Source organism: Streptomyces rubradiris, from assembly GCF_016860525.1.
In the GTDB taxonomy this organism is placed as follows: Bacteria; Actinomycetota; Actinomycetes; order Streptomycetales; family Streptomycetaceae; genus Streptomyces; species Streptomyces rubradiris.
This window is the reverse complement of sequence record NZ_BNEA01000015.1, coordinates 2,754,623-2,770,696: the sequence shown is the minus strand read 5'-3', so window position 1 is coordinate 2,770,696 and position 16,074 is coordinate 2,754,623. Positions and strand designations below refer to the sequence as shown.

General features: G+C 70.3%; 16 protein-coding genes. 6 read left to right on the top strand and 10 right to left on the bottom strand.

From position 1 onward, the window contains the following. Nucleotides 1–59: 59 nt before the first annotated feature. Nucleotides 60–392: a DUF952 domain-containing protein gene (locus Srubr_RS25330; RefSeq protein ID WP_189999797.1), complete on the top strand. Its 333-nt coding sequence runs from the start codon at nt 60–62 to the stop codon at nt 390–392. A gap of 46 nt (nt 393–438) precedes the next feature. Here Srubr_RS25330 and Srubr_RS25325 read toward each other — a convergent pair whose 3' ends face one another. The 3 genes from Srubr_RS25325 to sodN form a co-directional block, all read right to left on the bottom strand. Continuing rightward, nucleotides 439–855 carry a VOC family protein gene (locus Srubr_RS25325; protein ID WP_189999796.1) on the bottom strand — a complete coding sequence of 139 codons (417 nt, stop codon included), beginning with the start codon at nt 853–855 and terminating at the stop codon, nt 439–441. A gap of 34 nt (nt 856–889) precedes the next feature. Further along, nucleotides 890–1,243 carry a helix-turn-helix transcriptional regulator gene (locus Srubr_RS25320; RefSeq protein WP_189999816.1) on the bottom strand — a complete coding sequence of 118 codons (354 nt, stop codon included), beginning with the start codon at nt 1,241–1,243 and terminating at the stop codon, nt 890–892. A 169-nt stretch (nt 1,244–1,412) separates the two neighbouring features. After that, nucleotides 1,413–1,808: a superoxide dismutase, Ni gene (gene sodN, locus Srubr_RS25315; RefSeq protein ID WP_030794683.1), complete on the bottom strand. Its 396-nt coding sequence runs from the start codon at nt 1,806–1,808 to the stop codon at nt 1,413–1,415. A gap of 145 nt (nt 1,809–1,953) precedes the next feature. Here sodN and sodX point away from each other — a divergent pair, with 145 nt between their 5' ends. Continuing rightward, a complete protein-coding gene (gene sodX / locus Srubr_RS25310) occupies nt 1,954–2,388 on the top strand; it encodes a nickel-type superoxide dismutase maturation protease (protein ID WP_189999815.1) in 435 nt (144 codons plus the stop codon). Here sodX and Srubr_RS25305 read toward each other — a convergent pair. Beyond that, nucleotides 2,292–2,921 (bottom strand): CGNR zinc finger domain-containing protein, encoded by a 630-nt coding sequence (locus Srubr_RS25305; RefSeq protein WP_189999795.1) that lies wholly within the window; start codon nt 2,919–2,921, stop codon nt 2,292–2,294. The genes sodX and Srubr_RS25305 overlap by 97 nt on opposite strands. Before the next feature lie 99 nt (nt 2,922–3,020). On the opposite strand from Srubr_RS25305, the gene Srubr_RS25300 reads away from it, so the two are divergent. After that, on the top strand, nt 3,021–3,782 hold the full coding sequence (locus Srubr_RS25300) for a class I SAM-dependent methyltransferase (RefSeq protein WP_189999794.1): 762 nt from the start codon (nt 3,021–3,023) through the stop codon (nt 3,780–3,782). A 54-nt stretch (nt 3,783–3,836) separates the two neighbouring features. On the opposite strand, the gene Srubr_RS25295 is transcribed toward Srubr_RS25300, so the two are convergent. From Srubr_RS25295 to Srubr_RS25285, 3 genes are read right to left on the bottom strand one after another with little or no spacing between them, the layout of a single operon-like run. After that, nucleotides 3,837–4,589, bottom strand: coding sequence for an amino acid ABC transporter ATP-binding protein (locus tag Srubr_RS25295; RefSeq protein WP_030794694.1), 753 nt, complete (start codon nt 4,587–4,589; stop codon nt 3,837–3,839). 50 nt (nt 4,590–4,639) lie between these two features. After that, entirely contained in the window at nt 4,640–5,572 is a 933-nt protein-coding gene (locus Srubr_RS25290; RefSeq protein WP_189999793.1) for an amino acid ABC transporter permease, read from the bottom strand. Nucleotides 5,573–5,612: 40 nt separating this feature from the next. Further along, entirely contained in the window at nt 5,613–6,569 is a 957-nt protein-coding gene (locus Srubr_RS25285; RefSeq protein ID WP_189999792.1) for an ABC transporter substrate-binding protein, read from the bottom strand. Between the two features lie 557 nt (nt 6,570–7,126). On the opposite strand from Srubr_RS25285, the gene Srubr_RS25280 reads away from it, so the two are divergent. Both Srubr_RS25280 and Srubr_RS25275 read left to right on the top strand, forming a co-directional pair. Further along, on the top strand, nt 7,127–8,350 hold the full coding sequence (locus tag Srubr_RS25280) for an NAD(P)-dependent malic enzyme (RefSeq protein WP_189999791.1): 1,224 nt from the start codon (nt 7,127–7,129) through the stop codon (nt 8,348–8,350). Between the two features lie 182 nt (nt 8,351–8,532). Then, nucleotides 8,533–9,498, top strand: a complete 966-nt coding sequence (locus tag Srubr_RS25275; protein ID WP_189999790.1) for a zinc-binding dehydrogenase — start codon at nt 8,533–8,535, stop codon at nt 9,496–9,498. 56 nt (nt 9,499–9,554) lie between these two features. Here the strand turns inward: Srubr_RS25275 and Srubr_RS25270 are convergent, their stop codons facing one another. Further along, on the bottom strand, nt 9,555–10,607 hold the full coding sequence (locus Srubr_RS25270; protein WP_189999789.1) for a PadR family transcriptional regulator: 1,053 nt from the start codon (nt 10,605–10,607) through the stop codon (nt 9,555–9,557). Nucleotide 10,608: 1 nt separating this feature from the next. After that, nucleotides 10,609–11,706, bottom strand: coding sequence for a DUF4097 family beta strand repeat-containing protein (locus Srubr_RS25265; RefSeq protein ID WP_189999788.1), 1,098 nt, complete (start codon nt 11,704–11,706; stop codon nt 10,609–10,611). A 220-nt stretch (nt 11,707–11,926) separates the two neighbouring features. Here Srubr_RS25265 and Srubr_RS25260 point away from each other — a divergent pair, with 220 nt between their 5' ends. Then, entirely contained in the window at nt 11,927–12,106 is a 180-nt protein-coding gene (locus Srubr_RS25260; protein ID WP_003992906.1) for a DUF6104 family protein, read from the top strand. A gap of 108 nt (nt 12,107–12,214) precedes the next feature. Here Srubr_RS25260 and Srubr_RS25255 read toward each other — a convergent pair whose 3' ends face one another. Then, on the bottom strand, nt 12,215–16,021 hold the full coding sequence (locus Srubr_RS25255) for a multifunctional oxoglutarate decarboxylase/oxoglutarate dehydrogenase thiamine pyrophosphate-binding subunit/dihydrolipoyllysine-residue succinyltransferase subunit (RefSeq protein WP_189999787.1): 3,807 nt from the start codon (nt 16,019–16,021) through the stop codon (nt 12,215–12,217). Nucleotides 16,022–16,074: the final 53 nt, after the last annotated feature.

The window sequence follows — 16,074 nt, the reverse complement described above, 5'->3', positions numbered from 1 at the left end:
CCTGGGCGGCGGTTGCGATGAGGGCGCCTGAGCCGCCGGGGACGCCGTAGCGTGGATGGATGCCGAAACTGCCGTACATCCTGCACATCACCGAACGCTCGCTGTGGGAGGCGGCGCGTGAGCGCGGTGCCTATGAGCTGTCCACCCGGGGCCGCACCCTCCAGGAGGAGGGTTTCATCCACTTCTCCAGCCGCGAGCAGCTCCCGCGCGTCGCCGCGTTCCTCTACGGCGGCTACGACGGGCCGGACGAACTGGTCGTCCTGGTCGTGGACCCGGCCAAGGCCGGGGCACCGGTGCGCTACGAGTCCGCCGAGCCGGGCGGCGAGGAGTTCCCGCACCTGTACGGGCCCCTGCCGGCCGAGGCCGTGGTGGACGTGGAGCCCTGGGCCTGAACCGGCCGGCCCACTGCCCGGCCGGCCCACTGCCCGGCCGACCGCGTCAGGGCGCCGGGCGTTCGAGGAAGCGGAGCTGATTGCCCGCCGGGTCCCGGAAGGCGCAGTCCCGGACCCCGTACGGCTGGTCCATCGGCTCCTGGAGGACGTCGGCGCCAGACTCCCGCACCCGCTCGTACAGCGCGTCGCAGTCGGGCGTGGTGAAGATGACCCCGCGCAACAGGCCCTTGGCGAGGAGTTCGTTGAGGGCCTGTTTGTCCGCGGGCGAGGCGTCCGGGCTCGCGTCCGGCGGCTCCAGCACGATCTCCACGTCCGGCTGGAGCGGGGAGCCCACGGTCACCCAGCGCATCCCCTCGAAGCCCACGTCGTTGCGGATCTCCATGCCCAGCACATCGCGGTAGAAGGCGATGGCCTTGTCATGGTCGTCCACCGCGAGGAAACACTGCGCGAGTTTCACGTCCATGGGCTCACCCTAGATCCGTTCGGCACCCCGCGCCTCAGTACGGGCGGCGGCGCGGCCGGGTCAGCCTGCGGGCCACGCACGGCGGGATCACGGCGCTGTCCTCGTGGTCGCGGGCCCGGTAGGCGCTCGGCGTCTCGCCGACCAGCTCGGTGAAGCGGGAACTGAAGGAGCCGAGGGAGGTGCAGCCGACGGCGAGGCACACCTCGGTCACGGTGAGGTCGCCCCGGCGCAGCAGGGTCTTGGCCCGCTCGATCCGGCGGGTCATGAGATAGCCGTACGGGGTCTCGCCGAACGCCTTGCGGAAGCTGCGCTGGAAGTGGCCCGGGGACATCAGGGCGTCGCGGGCCAGCTCGGTCATGTCGAGCGGTTCGGCGTACTCCCGGTCCATGCGGTCACGCACGCGCCGCAGGCGCCTCAGATCCTCCAGTACGGTCACCCGCCCAGCCTCCCACAGCCGCGTCGGGGGCCACCTGGGAGAAGAAACCGCACCCGGTCCGCGGTGCGCCGTGGTGGGCGCGGGTCCGCGGGCCGGGTGCGGACAGGAGGTGCTCAGGCGGTCAGGCCTGCTTGGTCTCCCAGAAGATCTTGGCGATCTGCTCGATGTAGTCCAGAGCCTTCTGGCCCGTCGCCGGGTCGGTGGACGCCTTGGCGGCCGAGAGGGCCTTCAGGGTGTCGTTGACCAGCTGGTGCAGCTCCGGGTACTTCTCGAAGTGCGGCGCCTTGAAGTAGTCGCTCCACAGGACGGAGACGTGGTGCTTCGCGAGCTCCGCGCGCTGCTCCTTGATGACGGTGGCGCGAGCCTGGAAGTGGGGGTCGTCGTTGCCGGCCATCTTCTCCTGGACGGCCTTCACCGACTCCGCCTCGATGCGGGCCTGGGCCGGGTCGTACACGCCGCAGGGCAGGTCGCAGTGGGCGCTGACCTTGACCTTGGGGGCAAACAGGCGGGAAAGCATGGAGCATTCCTTCCTCGTGATCGTCTTCTCAGGTGCGACATTACTCCCTGAGGAACGCGATTTCTCGGCTGCCCCCTAGGGCTTAGGACAAAAGTCCAGGGTGAGACTGAGACTGGTGGAGGAACGGACCGGGGAGGTGCCGGGGATGCCGGAACTGTCGCAGGAGACCGAGCGGGGGAGGGGAGCGGCGCCCTTCGGGCTGGCGGAGGTGACCGGCCCGTCCATGGTGCCCACGCTGCACCACGGGGACCGGCTGCTGGTCCGGTACGGGGGCGTGGTGCGGCCCGGTGACGTGGTGGTCCTGCGCCATCCCTTCCAGCAGGACCTGCTGGTGGTCAAGCGGGCGGTGGAGCGGCGCGACGGCGGCTGGTGGGTGCTCGGGGACAACCCGTACGCGGGCGGGGACAGCACGGACTACGGGGTGGTGCCCGAGGAACTGATCCTGGGCAAGGCGCTGTTGCGGTTCCGGCCGGCCGGGGCCGGTCAGCGGTCGCCGCTCGCGGTGGTGCGCTGGGCGCTCTCGGCGGTCCGGCCGCTGCTGCCCGACCGGTCGGCCTCCAGGCGTTTGCGGGCCCGGTAGGCGGCCACGTTGGCGCGGGTGGCGCAGCGGTCCGAGCAGTAGCGGCGGGAGCGGTTGGTGGAGGTGTCCAGGTAGGCGTTGCGGCACGGGTGCGCCTGGCACAGGCCGAGGCGGTCGACGCCGTACTCGGTGAGGTGGAAGGCGAGGCCCATCGCCGCGATCGCCGCGTAGCCGGCGGTGGCGTTGGAGGGATGGTCGGCCAGGTGCATGTGCCACAGCGGCCGGCCGTCGTCGTCCCGGTGGTCGTGCCCGGAGATCTGCGGGCTGACCGGGAACTCCAGCAGCAGTGAGTTCAGCAGGTCCACGGCCAGGGTCTCGTCGCCCTGGTCGGCGGCCTCGAAGACCGCGCGCAGCCGCGCCCGGACCGAGCGGAAGCGGGTCACGTCGGCGTCCGTGGCGCGGCGGGCGGCCGACGCGTTGACGCCGAAGAGCTCGCGGACGGCCTCGACCGTGGTCAGGGTGTCCTTGCCCCGGACCGGCTCCTCGCTGTTGACGAGACGTACGGCGTAGTCCGAGTAATAGGCCAGTTCCACTTGTAGTCCTTACGCGGGCGTCTTAGGGTCGGATCTGCGGTCGGGTAAGAGCCGGTCGTGCTTCCAGGGTATTACGCGGGATGAGGGGAGTCGGATTTCATGACGACGACGAGTACCGGAACCGACTGGGCGGCCTGGCAGGAGAGCTGGGACCGGCAGCAGGAGTGGTACATGCCGGACCGCGAGGAACGCTTCCGGATCATGCTCGACATGGTCGAGGCGCTGGTGGGCACGGCACCCCGCGTGCTGGACCTGGCCTGCGGCACCGGCAGCATCACCGCCCGGCTGCTGAGCCGCTTCCCCGACGCCACCAGCACCGGCGTCGACCTGGACCCGGCGCTGCTCGCCATCGCGCACGGCACCTTCGACGGCGACGACCGCGTCCGGCTCGTCACCGCCGACCTCAAGGACCCCGACTGGACGGCCAGGCTGCCGTACGACTCCTACGACGCGGTGCTCACCGCGACCGCCCTGCACTGGCTGCACGCCGAACCCCTCGCGGCCCTCTACGGCCGGATCGCGGGACTGGTCCGTGACGGCGGTGTCTTCATGAACGCGGACCACATGATCGACGAGACCACGCCCCGGATCAACGCGGCCGAGCGCGCCCAGCGGCACGCCCGCATGGAACAGGCCAAGCGGGACGGCGCCCTGGACTGGGCCGACTGGTGGCAGCTGGCGGCGCAGGACCCGGTCCTCGCCGAGCCGACCGCCCGCCGCTTCGAGATCTACGGCGAGCACGCGGACGGGGACATGCCCTCGGCCCAGTGGCACGCGCGCGTGCTGCGCGAGAAGGGGTTCGCCGAGGTCCGGCCGGTGTGGTGCTCCCCGTCGGACACGCTGCTGCTCGCGCTGAGGTAGGCGGGCAGGCGTGCGTGGCGGTACGGATGGCCCGTACCGCCACGCACGCGCGGGTCACAGGACCTTGGACAGGAACGACTGCGTCCGCTCGTGCCGCGGGTTGGTCAGCACGTCCCTGGGGTGGCCGGATTCGACCACCACGCCGCCGTCCATGAAGACCAGGCTGTCGCCCACCTCGCGGGCGAAGCCCATCTCGTGGGTCACGACGACCATGGTCATGCCGGACTCGGCGAGGTCCCGCATGACGTCCAGGACGTCACCGACCAGCTCCGGGTCCAGGGCCGAGGTCGGCTCGTCGAACAGCATCAGCTTCGGCTCCATCGCCAGCGCCCGGGCGATCGCCACCCGCTGCTGCTGGCCACCGGAGAGCTGGGAGGGGTAGTGCCCGGCCCGGTCGGCCAGGCCCACGCGCTCCAGCAGCCGCATGGCCCGCTCCCGGGCCTCGCCGCGGCTTGCGCCCTTCACCTGGACCGGCGCCTCCATGACGTTCTCCACGGCCGTCATGTGCGGGAACAGGTTGAAGCGCTGGAAGACCATGCCGATGTCGCGCCGCTTCATGGCGACCTCGCGGTCCCGCAGCTCGTACAGCTTGTCGCCCTGCTGGCGGTAGCCGACCAGCTCGCCGTCGACGTACAGCCGCCCGGCGTTGATCTTCTCCAGGTGGTTGATGCAGCGCAGGAAGGTCGACTTTCCGGAGCCGGAGGGGCCGATCAGGCAGAACACCTCGCCCGGCTTCACCTCCAGGTCGATGCCCTTGAGCACCTCGACCTGGCCGAAGGACTTGTGCACGCCCTCCGCCTTGACCATGGGGACCGCGTCCCGCGGCCGGGTGTCCTGCTTCTTGCTCAGCTTGTCGGTCATGCCGTGACCTTCCTGCTGGAGAAGGTCGTCAGATTCTTCTTCACCTTCTGCCACGGGGTCGGGGGGAGGGTGCGGCTGGAGCCGCGGGCGTAGTACCGCTCCAGGTAGTACTGGCCCACGCTCAGCACCGAGGTCATGATCAGGTACCAGGCCGCGGCGAGGAAGTACATCTCCACCGGGGCGCCGGAGTTCTGGCCGATGTCCTGGGCGTAGCGGAAGAGTTCCGCGAACTGGACCTGCGCCACGAGCGAGGTCGTCTTCAGCATGTTGATCACTTCGTTGCCCGTCGGCGGCACGATCACCCGCATCGCCTGCGGGATCACCACCCGGCGCAGGGTCTTGCCGTGGCTCATGCCGAGCGCGTGGGCCGCCTCGGTCTGGCCCTCGTCCACCGCGAGCAGGCCGGCCCGGCAGATCTCGGCCATGTACGCCGCCTCGTTCAGACCCAGGCCGAGCAGCGCCGTCAGCAGCGGCGTCATGAAGCTCGACCAGTAGTCCTTGTAGATCGGCATCAGGTTGATGTACTCGAAGACCAGGCCCAGGTTGAACCAGAGGAACAGCTGGACCAGGACCGGGGTGCCGCGGAAGAACCAGATGTAGAACCAGGCGATCGCCGAGGTCACCGGGTTCTTCGACAGCCGCATCACCGCCAGGATGATGCCGCCGACGATGCCGATCAGCATCGACAGGACCGTCAGCAGGAGGGTCTTGCCGACGCCGGTCATGATCCGGTCGTCGAAGAAGTAGTCGGGTATCGCGTGCCAGTTGATCTTGCCCTGGGCGAACGCGTTGATGATCGCGACGAGGACCGCGATCGCGATGACGGCGGTGACGTACCGTCCGTAGTGCCTCACCGGGATGGCCTTGATGGCCTCGGCGCCGGCCGGGGGCGTGTCCTTCGGACCCGCCGTCTTGTCGATGTCAGTCACGGGGAGTGCCTCTCGGTGGCCGCTGCTTGCAGGTCGCGGGTCACTTGCCGCCGTTGATGACGGACTCCTTGACGGCGCCGTCCTGGGCGCCCCACTTCTCGAGGATCTTCTGGTACTCGCCGTTCTTGATGAGCGCGTTCATCGCCGCCTGGAGGGCGTCCCGCAGCTGGGTCTCCTCCTTGGAGACCGCGATGCCGTACGGGGCCGCCTCGACCTGCTCGCCCACCAGCTCGAAGTCCTTGCCGCCGCCGGAGGTCTTCACGGCGTACGCGGCGACCGGGAAGTCGGCGGACACGGCGTCCACGCCGCCCGAGCGCAGCCGGGTCTGGGCCTGCTGGTTGTCGTCGAACGCCTCGATGGAGAGCTTCTTGCCCTTCGGACACTTCTTCGCCTGCTGCTTGGCCAGGTCGTCCGAGGTGGTGCCGCGCTGCACGGCCAGCTTCTTGCCGCACAGGTCGTCCCAGGTCTTTATGCCCTCGGTGTCTCCCTTGCGGGTGTATATGGAGACACCGGCGGTCAGATAGTCGACGAAGTCGACGCCCTCGCCGACGTGCTTGCCGGTGTCGGGATCGATGCCCTCCTGACGGTTCTTGCTGTCCGTCATCGCCGACATCGCGATGTCGTACCGGTCCGAGCGCAGACCGGTGAGCAGGGCGTCGAAGGTGCCGTCCTGGAACTCGAACGTCACCCCGAGCTGCTTGCCCAGGGCCTCCGCCAGGTCCGGGTCCAGGCCGACCACCTTGCCGCTGGAGTCCTTGTACTCCACGGGGGCGTACGCGATGTCCGAACCGACCCGGATCTTGCCCTTGCCCCGGATGTCCTGCGGGAGCTTGTCGGCGAGCGGGGCGCTGTTGGACGCGCTGCCGGAGTCCTTGTCCTTGTCCTTCGTCTGGTCACCGCAGCCGGTGAGCAGCAGGGCGCCTGCGACCGCGATCGCACCGACCGCGGCAAGACGGGAGCGCGCGGCGGTGGTACGACGGGTGGAGCTTGCGGTCATCGTGGTTCCTCCGGCGGATGGGAAGAGTTGCCGATGGGTCGACGGAAACACACACCTTCGGGTGTCGCGACCTCGTGGGTTTACGGCATCTTGCCATTCGGACTACGCCATTCAGGGGAGTCGCTATGTCAAAATCGCATAACGGGTGACCCCCGAATCGGATCAGGTCGGTACAACTTCGGTCCTTAGCCGCAGGACCATCTGCGGTAATCCGCTCCGCCGGCCGGAGAATCTTCGGCGTGTCTCACCATGCGGTCAGCCCGGCCCCTCTGTGGCGTGCGCGATTTCCAGCCATTCCGGCCCGCCGGTCGCGCGTCACCTCGGCGCCGCCCGCCCGTTCCGGGATGTGACCTTGGACCTATTGGACTCGTCGTGGGCACCGTCCGTCCGGTAAGAAGGTTCTTTACACCCCTCATCCGGGGCTCAGGGCGCGTGTGCGGCGCGCCCGTCGCGTATGGCCTCGTACGTATCAGCAATCGGGCCGTACGCGGTGCCCGCCCACCCCTCACCAGGAGTGGACGACCCTCAAACCATGCATACCTAAGGGGTAAGACAAAGTGGCAGCGGAGATCGTCAATCCTCGCAGCGACAGCACAACGGACCAGGACGGCGGGGCCGAGCCCCTCGATTCCTTCGATCCGGCGTTCGCGCTGCACCGCGGCGGCAAGATGGCCGTGCAGGCCACCGTGCCGGTCCGCGACAAGGACGACCTTTCCCTCGCGTACACGCCCGGCGTCGCGCGCGTGTGCACCGCGATCGCGGAACAGCCGGAGCTGGTCAACGACTACACGTGGAAATCCAGTGTGGTCGCCGTCGTCACCGACGGTACGGCCGTGCTCGGGCTCGGGGACATCGGCCCCCAGGCATCCCTCCCCGTGATGGAGGGCAAGGCCATCCTGTTCAAGCAGTTCGGTGGCGTGGACGCGGTCCCGATCGCCCTCGACTGCACCGACGTCGACGACATCGTGGAGACCGTCGTCCGGCTCGCTCCCTCCTTCGGCGGAGTGAACCTGGAGGACATCTCGGCCCCCCGGTGCTTCGAGATCGAGCGCCGGCTCCAGGAGCGGCTGGACATCCCGGTCTTCCACGACGACCAGCACGGCACGGCCGTCGTGACGCTCGCGGCGCTGCGCAACGCGGCGCGGCTGAGCGGACGCGAGATCGGGCAGCTGCGGGCCGTCATCTCGGGCGCCGGCGCGGCCGGTGTCGCCATCGCCAAGATGCTGGTCGAGGCCGGCATCGGGGACGTGGCGGTGACGGACCGCAAGGGCGTGGTGTCGGCCGACCGGGACGACCTGACCCCGGTCAAGCGCGAGCTGGCCGGATTCACCAACAAGGCCGGCCTCACCGGTTCGCTGGAGAACGCCCTGGCGGGTGCGGACGTCTTCATCGGCGTCTCCGGCGGTACGGTCCCGGAGGAGGCCGTGGCCTCCATGGCGGAGGGCGCCTTCGTGTTCGCGATGGCCAACCCGAACCCCGAGGTGCACCCCGACGTCGCGCACAAGTACGCGGCGGTCGTCGCCACCGGGCGCTCGGACTTCCCCAACCAGATCAACAACGTGCTGGCCTTCCCCGGCATCTTCGCCGGCGCGCTCCAGGTGCGGGCCACGCGGATCACGGAGGGGATGAAGATCGCCGCCGCCGAGGCGCTGGCCGCGGTGGTCGGTGACGACCTCGCCGCCGACTACGTGATCCCGTCGCCGTTCGACGAGCGGGTCGCTCCCGCCGTCACCGCGGCGGTCGCGGCCGCCGCGCGCGCGGAGGGCGTCGCCCGCCGGTGACCTGGCACTGAACGGCCCCGCCCGCTTGGGCGGGGCCGTTTTTCGTTGGGAGGGGTGCCCGGCGAGAGGGCCGGGTGCGGGTGGCGGTGGTCCTGCGGCGTACGGGTGCCGTCGCGCAAGAGGGCATGTGTCACAGGGGGGACTGGTTCCGCCGGGTGCGTCACACCCCTATCGTCGGCTGCATGTTCGCTGTCTACGCTGCCCGAATCGACCGCGACCAGCCGCTCACCGGCCTCGAGTTGGGGGAGCGTCCGGCTCCCGAGGTCCGTCCCGGCTGGAGCACGATCACCGTGCGCGCCGCCTCCCTCAACCACCACGACCTCTGGTCCCTGCGGGGCGTCGGCCTCCCGGAGGACCGGCTGCCGATGATCCTCGGCTGCGATGCCGCCGGTGTCGACGAGGACGGCAACGAGGTCGTCCTGCACTCCGTCATCGGCCAGAGCGGCCACGGCGTCGGCCCGCACGAGCCGCGCTCCATCCTCACCGAGCGCTACCAGGGCACCTTCGCCGAACAGGTCGCCGTACCGACCTGGAACGTGCTGCCCAAGCCGAAGGAGCTGTCCTTCGCCGAGGCCGCCTGTCTGCCGACGGCCTGGCTGACGGCGTACCGGATGCTGTTCACCAACGCCGGGGTACGGCCCGGGGACTCGGTCCTCGTGCAGGGCGCGGGCGGGGGTGTCGCCACGGCCGCGATCGTCCTCGGCAAGGCGGCCGGACTGCGGGTCTTCGCCACCAGCCGGGACGAGGCGAAGCGCAAGCGGGCCATGGAACTGGGCGCCGTGGAGGCGGTGGAACCGGGGGCCCGGCTGCCGCAGCGGGTGGACGCCGTCATCGAGACCGTGGGCGCCGCGACCTGGTCCCACTCGGTGAAGTCGCTGCGGCCCGGTGGCACGCTGGTCATCTCCGGGGCGACCAGCGGGGACCGGCCCTCGCATGCCGAGCTGACCCGGATCTTCTTCCTGGAGCTGAAGGTCGTCGGGTCCACGATGGGCACCAAGGACGAGCTGGAGGACCTGCTCTCCTTCTGCGCCGCGACCGGTGTACGGCCCGTGATCGACGAGGAGCTTCCCCTGGACCGGGCACGCGAAGGCTTCGAACGGCTCGCGTCCGGCGAACAGTTCGGCAAGATCGTGCTGACCAACTCCTAGGGTTTCGGGGGAGCTCGCCCTCTCGGCCCGGCCGTCTGGAGGGCGGGCGCTCCCGGTCAGGGCTTGTGGGCGTGGAGGACCGCCGCGATGCGGGTCGCTGCCTTGGTGAGGTGGTGGCGGGTTTCCTGGAGCTGGGCCGGGGTGATGCCGTTGTCGCGGGCCGCGTCGCGGATGTCGTCGCGGAAGCGGTCCAGCAGGCGGTCCAGGTCGCGGGCCGGGTCGCCGGTGGGCGTCTCGTGGGCCCAGGCCGGTTCGTAATCGGCGGGGAAGTCCTCCGAGGCCGGGGTGTAGTGCGGCTCCGGCTCCGAGGGCGGTGTGGTGCGGGGCGTCTCCTTCGTCGTGCGGGGGAAGCCCCGGTCCGTCCCCCAGTCCCTGGCGAAGTCGCCGAATTCCTTCGTCAGTTCGGACAGGCCCTCGCGGAGGCCCGTGGGCCAGTCGCCGCGCGTGAAGTGGTCCTGGACGCGTTCCTGGACGCGCCGGGCGATGCGCTGTACCTCTTCCTGCGCCTGGACCCGCGCCCGGGCCTGCGCCTCCTGGGCCTGGCGGCGGGCCCGCTCGGCCTCCTCGCGTGCCCGGCGGCTCTCGTCCTTCGCGCGCCGCGTCTGCTCCTTCCACTCCTGCTTGACCCGGCGCATCTCCTCCTTGGCGGCCCGCCACGCCTCCTTGTCGCCCAGGTCGCCGTACTCCCCGTGGGCGAAGTCGCCCCCGGACGTCCGTGCGCGGCGGGCCTCGGACGCGGCGGCGCGCACCTCGCGGCGCAGGTCGCCGGCCGCGCCACGCACGTCGGCCCTTATCTCGGCGGCCAGTTCCGCGACCGATTCGCGGATCTCCAGCTCCAGGTCGGCCAGTTCACCGCTGCGGTCGGCCAGCTCGGCGCGGCCCGCGTCCGTGATGGCGTACACCTTGCGGCCGCCCTCGGTGGTGTGCCGGACCAGGCCCTCCGCCTCCAGCTTGGCCAGGCGCGGGTAGACCGTGCCCGCCGAAGGGGCGTAGAGGCCCTGAAAGCGCTCCTCCAGGAGCCTGATCACCTCGTAGCCGTGGCGCGGGGCCTCGTCGAGCAGCTTGAGCAGGTACAGGCGCAGGCGGCCGTGGGCGAAGACGGGAGGCATGTCAGAGCACCTTCTTGTCGGTCGTGCCGTCGGCCGGGGCGCCGGTGGCGGTGGCGTCCTGGCCGGAGACGGAATTGTCCCCCGGCGTGGCCGGTGGGTGATCGGCCGGGTGGGGTGCCGTGCGGGCCTCCGGGGCGGCCGGGGCGTTCGAGGGGGCGCTGGGTGCCTCCGGCGCGGTGGGCGAGCCGGGGGTGCCGGGGGGCGCCGGGTCGGTGACGGTCACGGTGACGGTCGTGGTGTCGGACTCCGGCGGTCGCGGCGGGCCGGCCTGCCAGGACGTGTGCTCCTCCTCGTCCCGGGGCGGCCGGCGCAGCAGGGCTATCGAGCCCGAGACCGTGGTGGCCCGCAGTCTGCCCGTGCCCGCGCCGAGCCGGCCGGTGATCTTGTGCGCGCCCCACCGGCCGTGCACTCGCAGCCCCTCGAAGGCGTTGGACACCACGCCGCTCGCGGTGTTCGCCTCCACCTCGGCGTCCGCCGGGTGCGGCAGGCGGATGGCGATCTCGCCGGAGACGCTGGTCAGGCCGACGTCCGTGGGGCCGTCCGGGTCCAGGTCGACGATCATCGAGCCGCTGACGGTTTCGGCGCGCACGGAGGGGCCGGAGCCCGCCACGACGGTGAGGTCTCCGGAGACCGAGTGGAACGTCAGGTCCCCGGTGACCGCCTGGGCCTCCAGGCTTCCCGAGACGGTCTCCGCGCGGACCGGGCCCGAGACGCCGACCAGGGTGCTGTCGCCGTTCACCCCCCTGATCACCGCGGCCCCGCGGATGCCCGAGACGACCGCGCCGGCGCCCACCACGCCCACCTCCACGCGCGTGCCGGCCGGGACCGCGAGCGAGACCACCGCGCTGCGGCGCCGGCTCTTGCGGTCGAGCCACTTGAGGAAGCCCTTCCACGGCAGGTCCTCGTAGGCCACGGTCAGCGTGGAGCCGTCCCGGGTGACCACCAAGGGCGGGCCCTTCAGCTCCGAGACCTCCAGCCGCGCCGAGTCCTCCTCCGTGCCGACGACGTTCACCGTGCCGTTGACGATGCGGACCTGGAGATCGCGCACGGGGCTGTCGAAGGTCAGCTTCTGGGGTTCGGTGACGGACCACTCGGACATGGGACCTCCTCGGCCGGACACGGTCGTGACACGCCATATCGCGTCTTCTCTCAAACACGATATATCGTGGCGAGGTGAAGTCAAGACACCCGTTCGAGGGAAGGCGCCGGCGTGTGGGGGACGCCTGCGCGCGGCTGCCCCGGGCCGGGGCGCGTCGGCGGCGGCATACGCTGGTGGGGAGAGTTGCCGGCTGGATGTTTACGCAGGAGACGTAGCCCCTATGTACTTCACCGACCGCGGTATCGAGGAGCTGGAGAAGCGGCGTGGCGAGGAAGAGGTCACCTTCGAGTGGCTCGCCGAGCAGTTGCGCACGTTCGTGGACCTGAACCCGGACTTCGAGGTGCCCGTGGAGCGGCTGGCCACCTGGCTCGCCCGGCTCGACGACGAGGACGACGAGTAGGCCGGCGGACGGCGGGAAACCCCGTCGGACAGGCGAAAGGGCCCGGTGCCGAGCGAGAACTCGGTACCGGGCCCTTTTCGGAGGGCTTACGCCTCGGCCACTTCGGGCTTACGCCTCGAACACCTCACGCACCAACTGCTCCTGCTCGGCCTGGTGCCGCTTCGCGGAACCCACCGCCGGGGAGGAGGAGTGCGGACGCGAGATGCGCCGCAGCCGCTCGCCGGCCGGGATGTCCGCGCCGACCGCCAGGTCCAGGTGGTCGATCAGGTTGAGCGCGATGAACGGCCACGCACCCTGGTTCGCCGGCTCCTCCTGAGCCCAGAGGTACTTCTCGGCGTTCGGGTACTTGTTGACCTCCGCCTGGAGCTCGTCACCCGGCAGCGGGTAGAGCCGCTCGATCCGGATGATCGCCGTGTCCGTGACGCCCCGCTTCTGCCGCTCGGCCTCCAGGTCGTAGTAGACCTTGCCGGCGCAGAAGACGACCTTGCGGACCGCGGCCGGGTCGACCGTGCTGTCGCCGATGACCGGGCGGAACTGGCCGCTCGTGAACTCCTCCGCCTTCGACGCGGCGGCCTTCAGGCGCAGCATCGACTTCGGGGTGAAGACGACCAGCGGCTTGTGGTGCGGGTTGTGCACCTGCCACCGCAGGAGGTGGAAGTAGTTCGACGGCGAGGTCGGCATGGCGACCGTCATGTTGTTCTGCGCGCACAGCTGGAGGAACCGCTCGGGGCGCGCGGAGGAGTGGTCCGGACCCTGGCCCTCGTAGCCGTGCGGGAGCAGCAGGACGACGCCGGAGGTCTGGCTCCACTTCTGCTCCGCCGACGAGATGAACTCGTCGACGACCGTCTGGGCGCCGTTGACGAAGTCGCCGAACTGGGCCTCCCACATCACCAGCGCGTCCGGGCGGGCCAGCGAGTAGCCGTACTCGAAGCCCATCGCCGCGTACTCGGACAGCAGCGAGTTGTAGACGTTCAGCCGCGCCTGGTCCTCGGCGAGGTACTGCAGCGGGGTGTACTCCTCGCCGGTCTCCCGGTCGATCAGCACCGCGTGGCGCTGGCCGAAGGTGCCGCGCTGGGAGTCCTGGCCGGCCAGCCGGACCGGGGTGCCCTCCAGCAGCAGGGAGCCGATGGCGAGGGTCTCGCCCATGCCCCAGTCGATCGTGCCGTCCTCCACCATCGCCGCCCGGCGCTGGAGCTGCGGGAGCAGCCGCGGGTGGACGGTGATGGTGTCCGGGATGTTGACCTGGGACTCGGCGATCCGCTTGACGACCTCGGTGGAGACCGCGGTCGGGACCGCGACCGGGAAGCCGTCCTGGGGCGCCTGGGCGTCCCCGGTGGCCGGCTGCGAGGTGGCCTCGCGGACCTCGGTGAAGACCTTCTCCAGCTGGCCCTGGTAGTCCTGGAGGGCCTGCTCGGCCTCTTCCAGGGTGATGTCGCCGCGACCGATCAGGGACTCGGTGTACAGCTTGCGCACCGAGCGCTTCTTGTCGATCAGGTCGTACATCAGCGGCTGGGTGAAGGCCGGGTTGTCCGACTCGTTGTGACCGCGGCGGCGGTAGCAGATGAGGTCGATCACCACGTCCTTGTTGAACGCCTGGCGGAACTCGAAGGCCAGACGCGCGACGCGGACCACGGCCTCCGGGTCGTCGCCGTTCACGTGGAAGATCGGGGCCTCGATCATGCGGGCCACGTCCGTCGCGTACATGGAGGAACGCGAGGACTCGGGGGCGGCGGTGAAGCCGACCTGGTTGTTGATGACGATGTGGACCGTGCCGCCGGTGCGGTAGCCGCGCAGCTGCGACATGTTCAGGGTCTCGGCCACCACGCCCTGGCCGGCGAAGGCCGCGTCGCCGTGGATCGCCACCGGCAGCACCGTGAAGTCCGTGCCGCCCTTGTTGATGATGTCCTGCTTGGCGCGGGCGACGCCCTCCAGGACCGGGTCGACGGCTTCCAGGTGGGAGGGGTTGGCGACCAGCGAGACCTTGATCTGCTCGCCGTCCAGGCCGGTGAAGGTGCCCTCGGCGCCCAGGTGGTACTTCACGTCGCCGGAGCCGTGCATCGACTTCGGGTCGAGGTTGCCCTCGAACTCGCGGAAGATCTGCGCGTACGACTTGCCGACGATGTTGGCCAGCACGTTGAGGCGGCCGCGGTGGGCCATGCCGATGACGACCTCGTCCAGACGGGACTCGGCCGCGGAGTCGATCACCGCGTCCAGCAGCGGGATGACGGACTCGCCGCCCTCCAGGGAGAAGCGCTTCTGGCCGACGTACTTCGTCTGCAGGAAGGTTTCGAACGCCTCCGCGGCGTTCAGCCGGCGCAGGATGCGCAGCTGCTCCTCGCGCTCCATCTTGGAGTGCGGGCGCTCCACCCGGTCCTGGATCCACTTGCGCTGCTTGGGGTCCTGGATGTGCATGAACTCGATGCCGGTGGTGCGGCAGTACGAGTCGCGCAGCACGCCGAGGATGTCGCGGAGCTTCATCATCGACTTGCCGGCGAAGCCGCCGACGGCGAACTCGCGCTCCAGGTCCCACAGGGTGAGGCCGTGCTCGACGATGTCCAGGTCGGGGTGCTTGCGCTGCTTGTACTCCAGCGGGTCGGTGTCGGCCATGACGTGGCCGCGGACCCGGTAGGAGTGGATCAGCTCGAAGACGCGGGCGGCCTTGGTGACGTCGTCGTCGTGGCTGGCGTCGATGTCCTTGAGCCAGCGGACCGGCTCGTAGGGGATGCGCAGCGCCTCGAAGATGTCGTCGTAGAAGCCGTTCTCGCCGAGCAGCAGGTTGGCGACCTGGCGCAGGAACTCGCCGGAGGCGGCGCCCTGGATCACCCGGTGGTCGTAGGTCGACGTGAGCGTCATGACCTTCGAGATGCCGAGCTTGTTCAGGGTGTCCTGGCTGGTGCCCTGGAACTCCGCCGGGTAGTCCATGGAGCCGACGCCCATGATCACGGACTGGCCGGGCATCAGGCGCGGCACGGAGTGGACGGTGCCGAGGCCGCCGGGGTTGGTCAGGGAGACCGTGACGCCGGTGAAGTCGTCCATCGTCAGCTTGCCGTCGCGGGCGCGGCGGACGATGTCCTCGTAGGCCTGCCAGAACTCGAAGAAGTTCAGCGTCTCGGCCTTCTTGATGGCCGCGACGACGAGCTGGCGGTCACCGTTGGGCTTGACCAGGTCGATGGCCAGGCCGAGGTTGACGTGCGCCGGCTTGATCAGGGTCGGCTTGCCGTCCTTGATGCCGTACGACCAGTTCATCGACGGCATGGCCTTGATGGCCTGCACCATCGCGTACCCGATGATGTGCGTGAAGGAGATCTTCCCGCCGCGGGCGCGCTTGAGGTGGTTGTTGATGACGATCCGGTTGTCGAACAGCAGCTTCACCGGGACGGCGCGGACCGAGGTGGCGGTCGGCATCTCCAGCGAGGCGTCCATGTTCTTCGCCACGGCGGCGGACGGGCCGCGCAGCGTGACCAGCTCGGGGCCCTCGGGGGCCTCCTTCGCCGGTTCGGCCTTGGGCTTCGGCTGAGCGGGCGCCTGTGCGGGTTGCGCCGGCTTGGCCGGGGCGGCCTTCGCCGCGGGGGCGGCGGGAGCCGCGGGGGCCGGGGCCTGAGCGGGGGCCGCGGCGGGCTTCGGGGCCGGGGCGGCGGCCTGGGGGGCCGGGGCCGCGGGTGCCTGCGGGGCCGTGGTGGTCTGCGCGGACCCGGTGGCCGCGGCACCCGCCGGGGCCGGGGTGGCAGGAGCCCCCGGCTTGTAATCGGCGAAGAAGTCCCACCAGGCGCGGTCTACGGAGTTCGGGTCCTGGAGGTACTGCTGATAGATCTCGTCGACGAGCCATTCGTTCGCACCGAACGCGGCTGCGGGGTTCTTCCCGGCTTGGTCGTCGGTGGAGAGACTCGATGAGTTACTGGGGGACTGTGGCGACACGGCGGCAACCGCCCTCTTCCGCTTCACAAGGTGATGGACAGCGGGAATAAAGG

Coding starts and splice junctions, on each gene's coding strand:
- Srubr_RS25270 (WP_189999789.1), bottom strand. CDS start 10,607: ATGCCTCCCGTCTTCGCCCACGGCCGCCTGCGCCTGTACCTGCTCAAG.
- Srubr_RS25320 (WP_189999816.1), bottom strand. CDS start 1,243: ATGGACCGGGAGTACGCCGAACCGCTCGACATGACCGAGCTGGCCCGC.
- sodX (WP_189999815.1), top strand. CDS start 1,954: ATGCCGGAACTGTCGCAGGAGACCGAGCGGGGGAGGGGAGCGGCGCCC.
- Srubr_RS25300 (WP_189999794.1), top strand. CDS start 3,021: ATGACGACGACGAGTACCGGAACCGACTGGGCGGCCTGGCAGGAGAGC.
- Srubr_RS25275 (WP_189999790.1), top strand. CDS start 8,533: ATGTTCGCTGTCTACGCTGCCCGAATCGACCGCGACCAGCCGCTCACC.
- Srubr_RS25260 (WP_003992906.1), top strand. CDS start 11,927: ATGTACTTCACCGACCGCGGTATCGAGGAGCTGGAGAAGCGGCGTGGC.
- Srubr_RS25295 (WP_030794694.1), bottom strand. CDS start 4,589: ATGGTCAAGGCGGAGGGCGTGCACAAGTCCTTCGGCCAGGTCGAGGTG.
- Srubr_RS25330 (WP_189999797.1), top strand. CDS start 60: ATGCCGAAACTGCCGTACATCCTGCACATCACCGAACGCTCGCTGTGG.
- sodN (WP_030794683.1), bottom strand. CDS start 1,808: ATGCTTTCCCGCCTGTTTGCCCCCAAGGTCAAGGTCAGCGCCCACTGC.
- Srubr_RS25325 (WP_189999796.1), bottom strand. CDS start 855: ATGGACGTGAAACTCGCGCAGTGTTTCCTCGCGGTGGACGACCATGAC.
- Srubr_RS25265 (WP_189999788.1), bottom strand. CDS start 11,706: ATGTCCGAGTGGTCCGTCACCGAACCCCAGAAGCTGACCTTCGACAGC.
- Srubr_RS25285 (WP_189999792.1), bottom strand. CDS start 6,569: ATGACCGCAAGCTCCACCCGTCGTACCACCGCCGCGCGCTCCCGTCTT.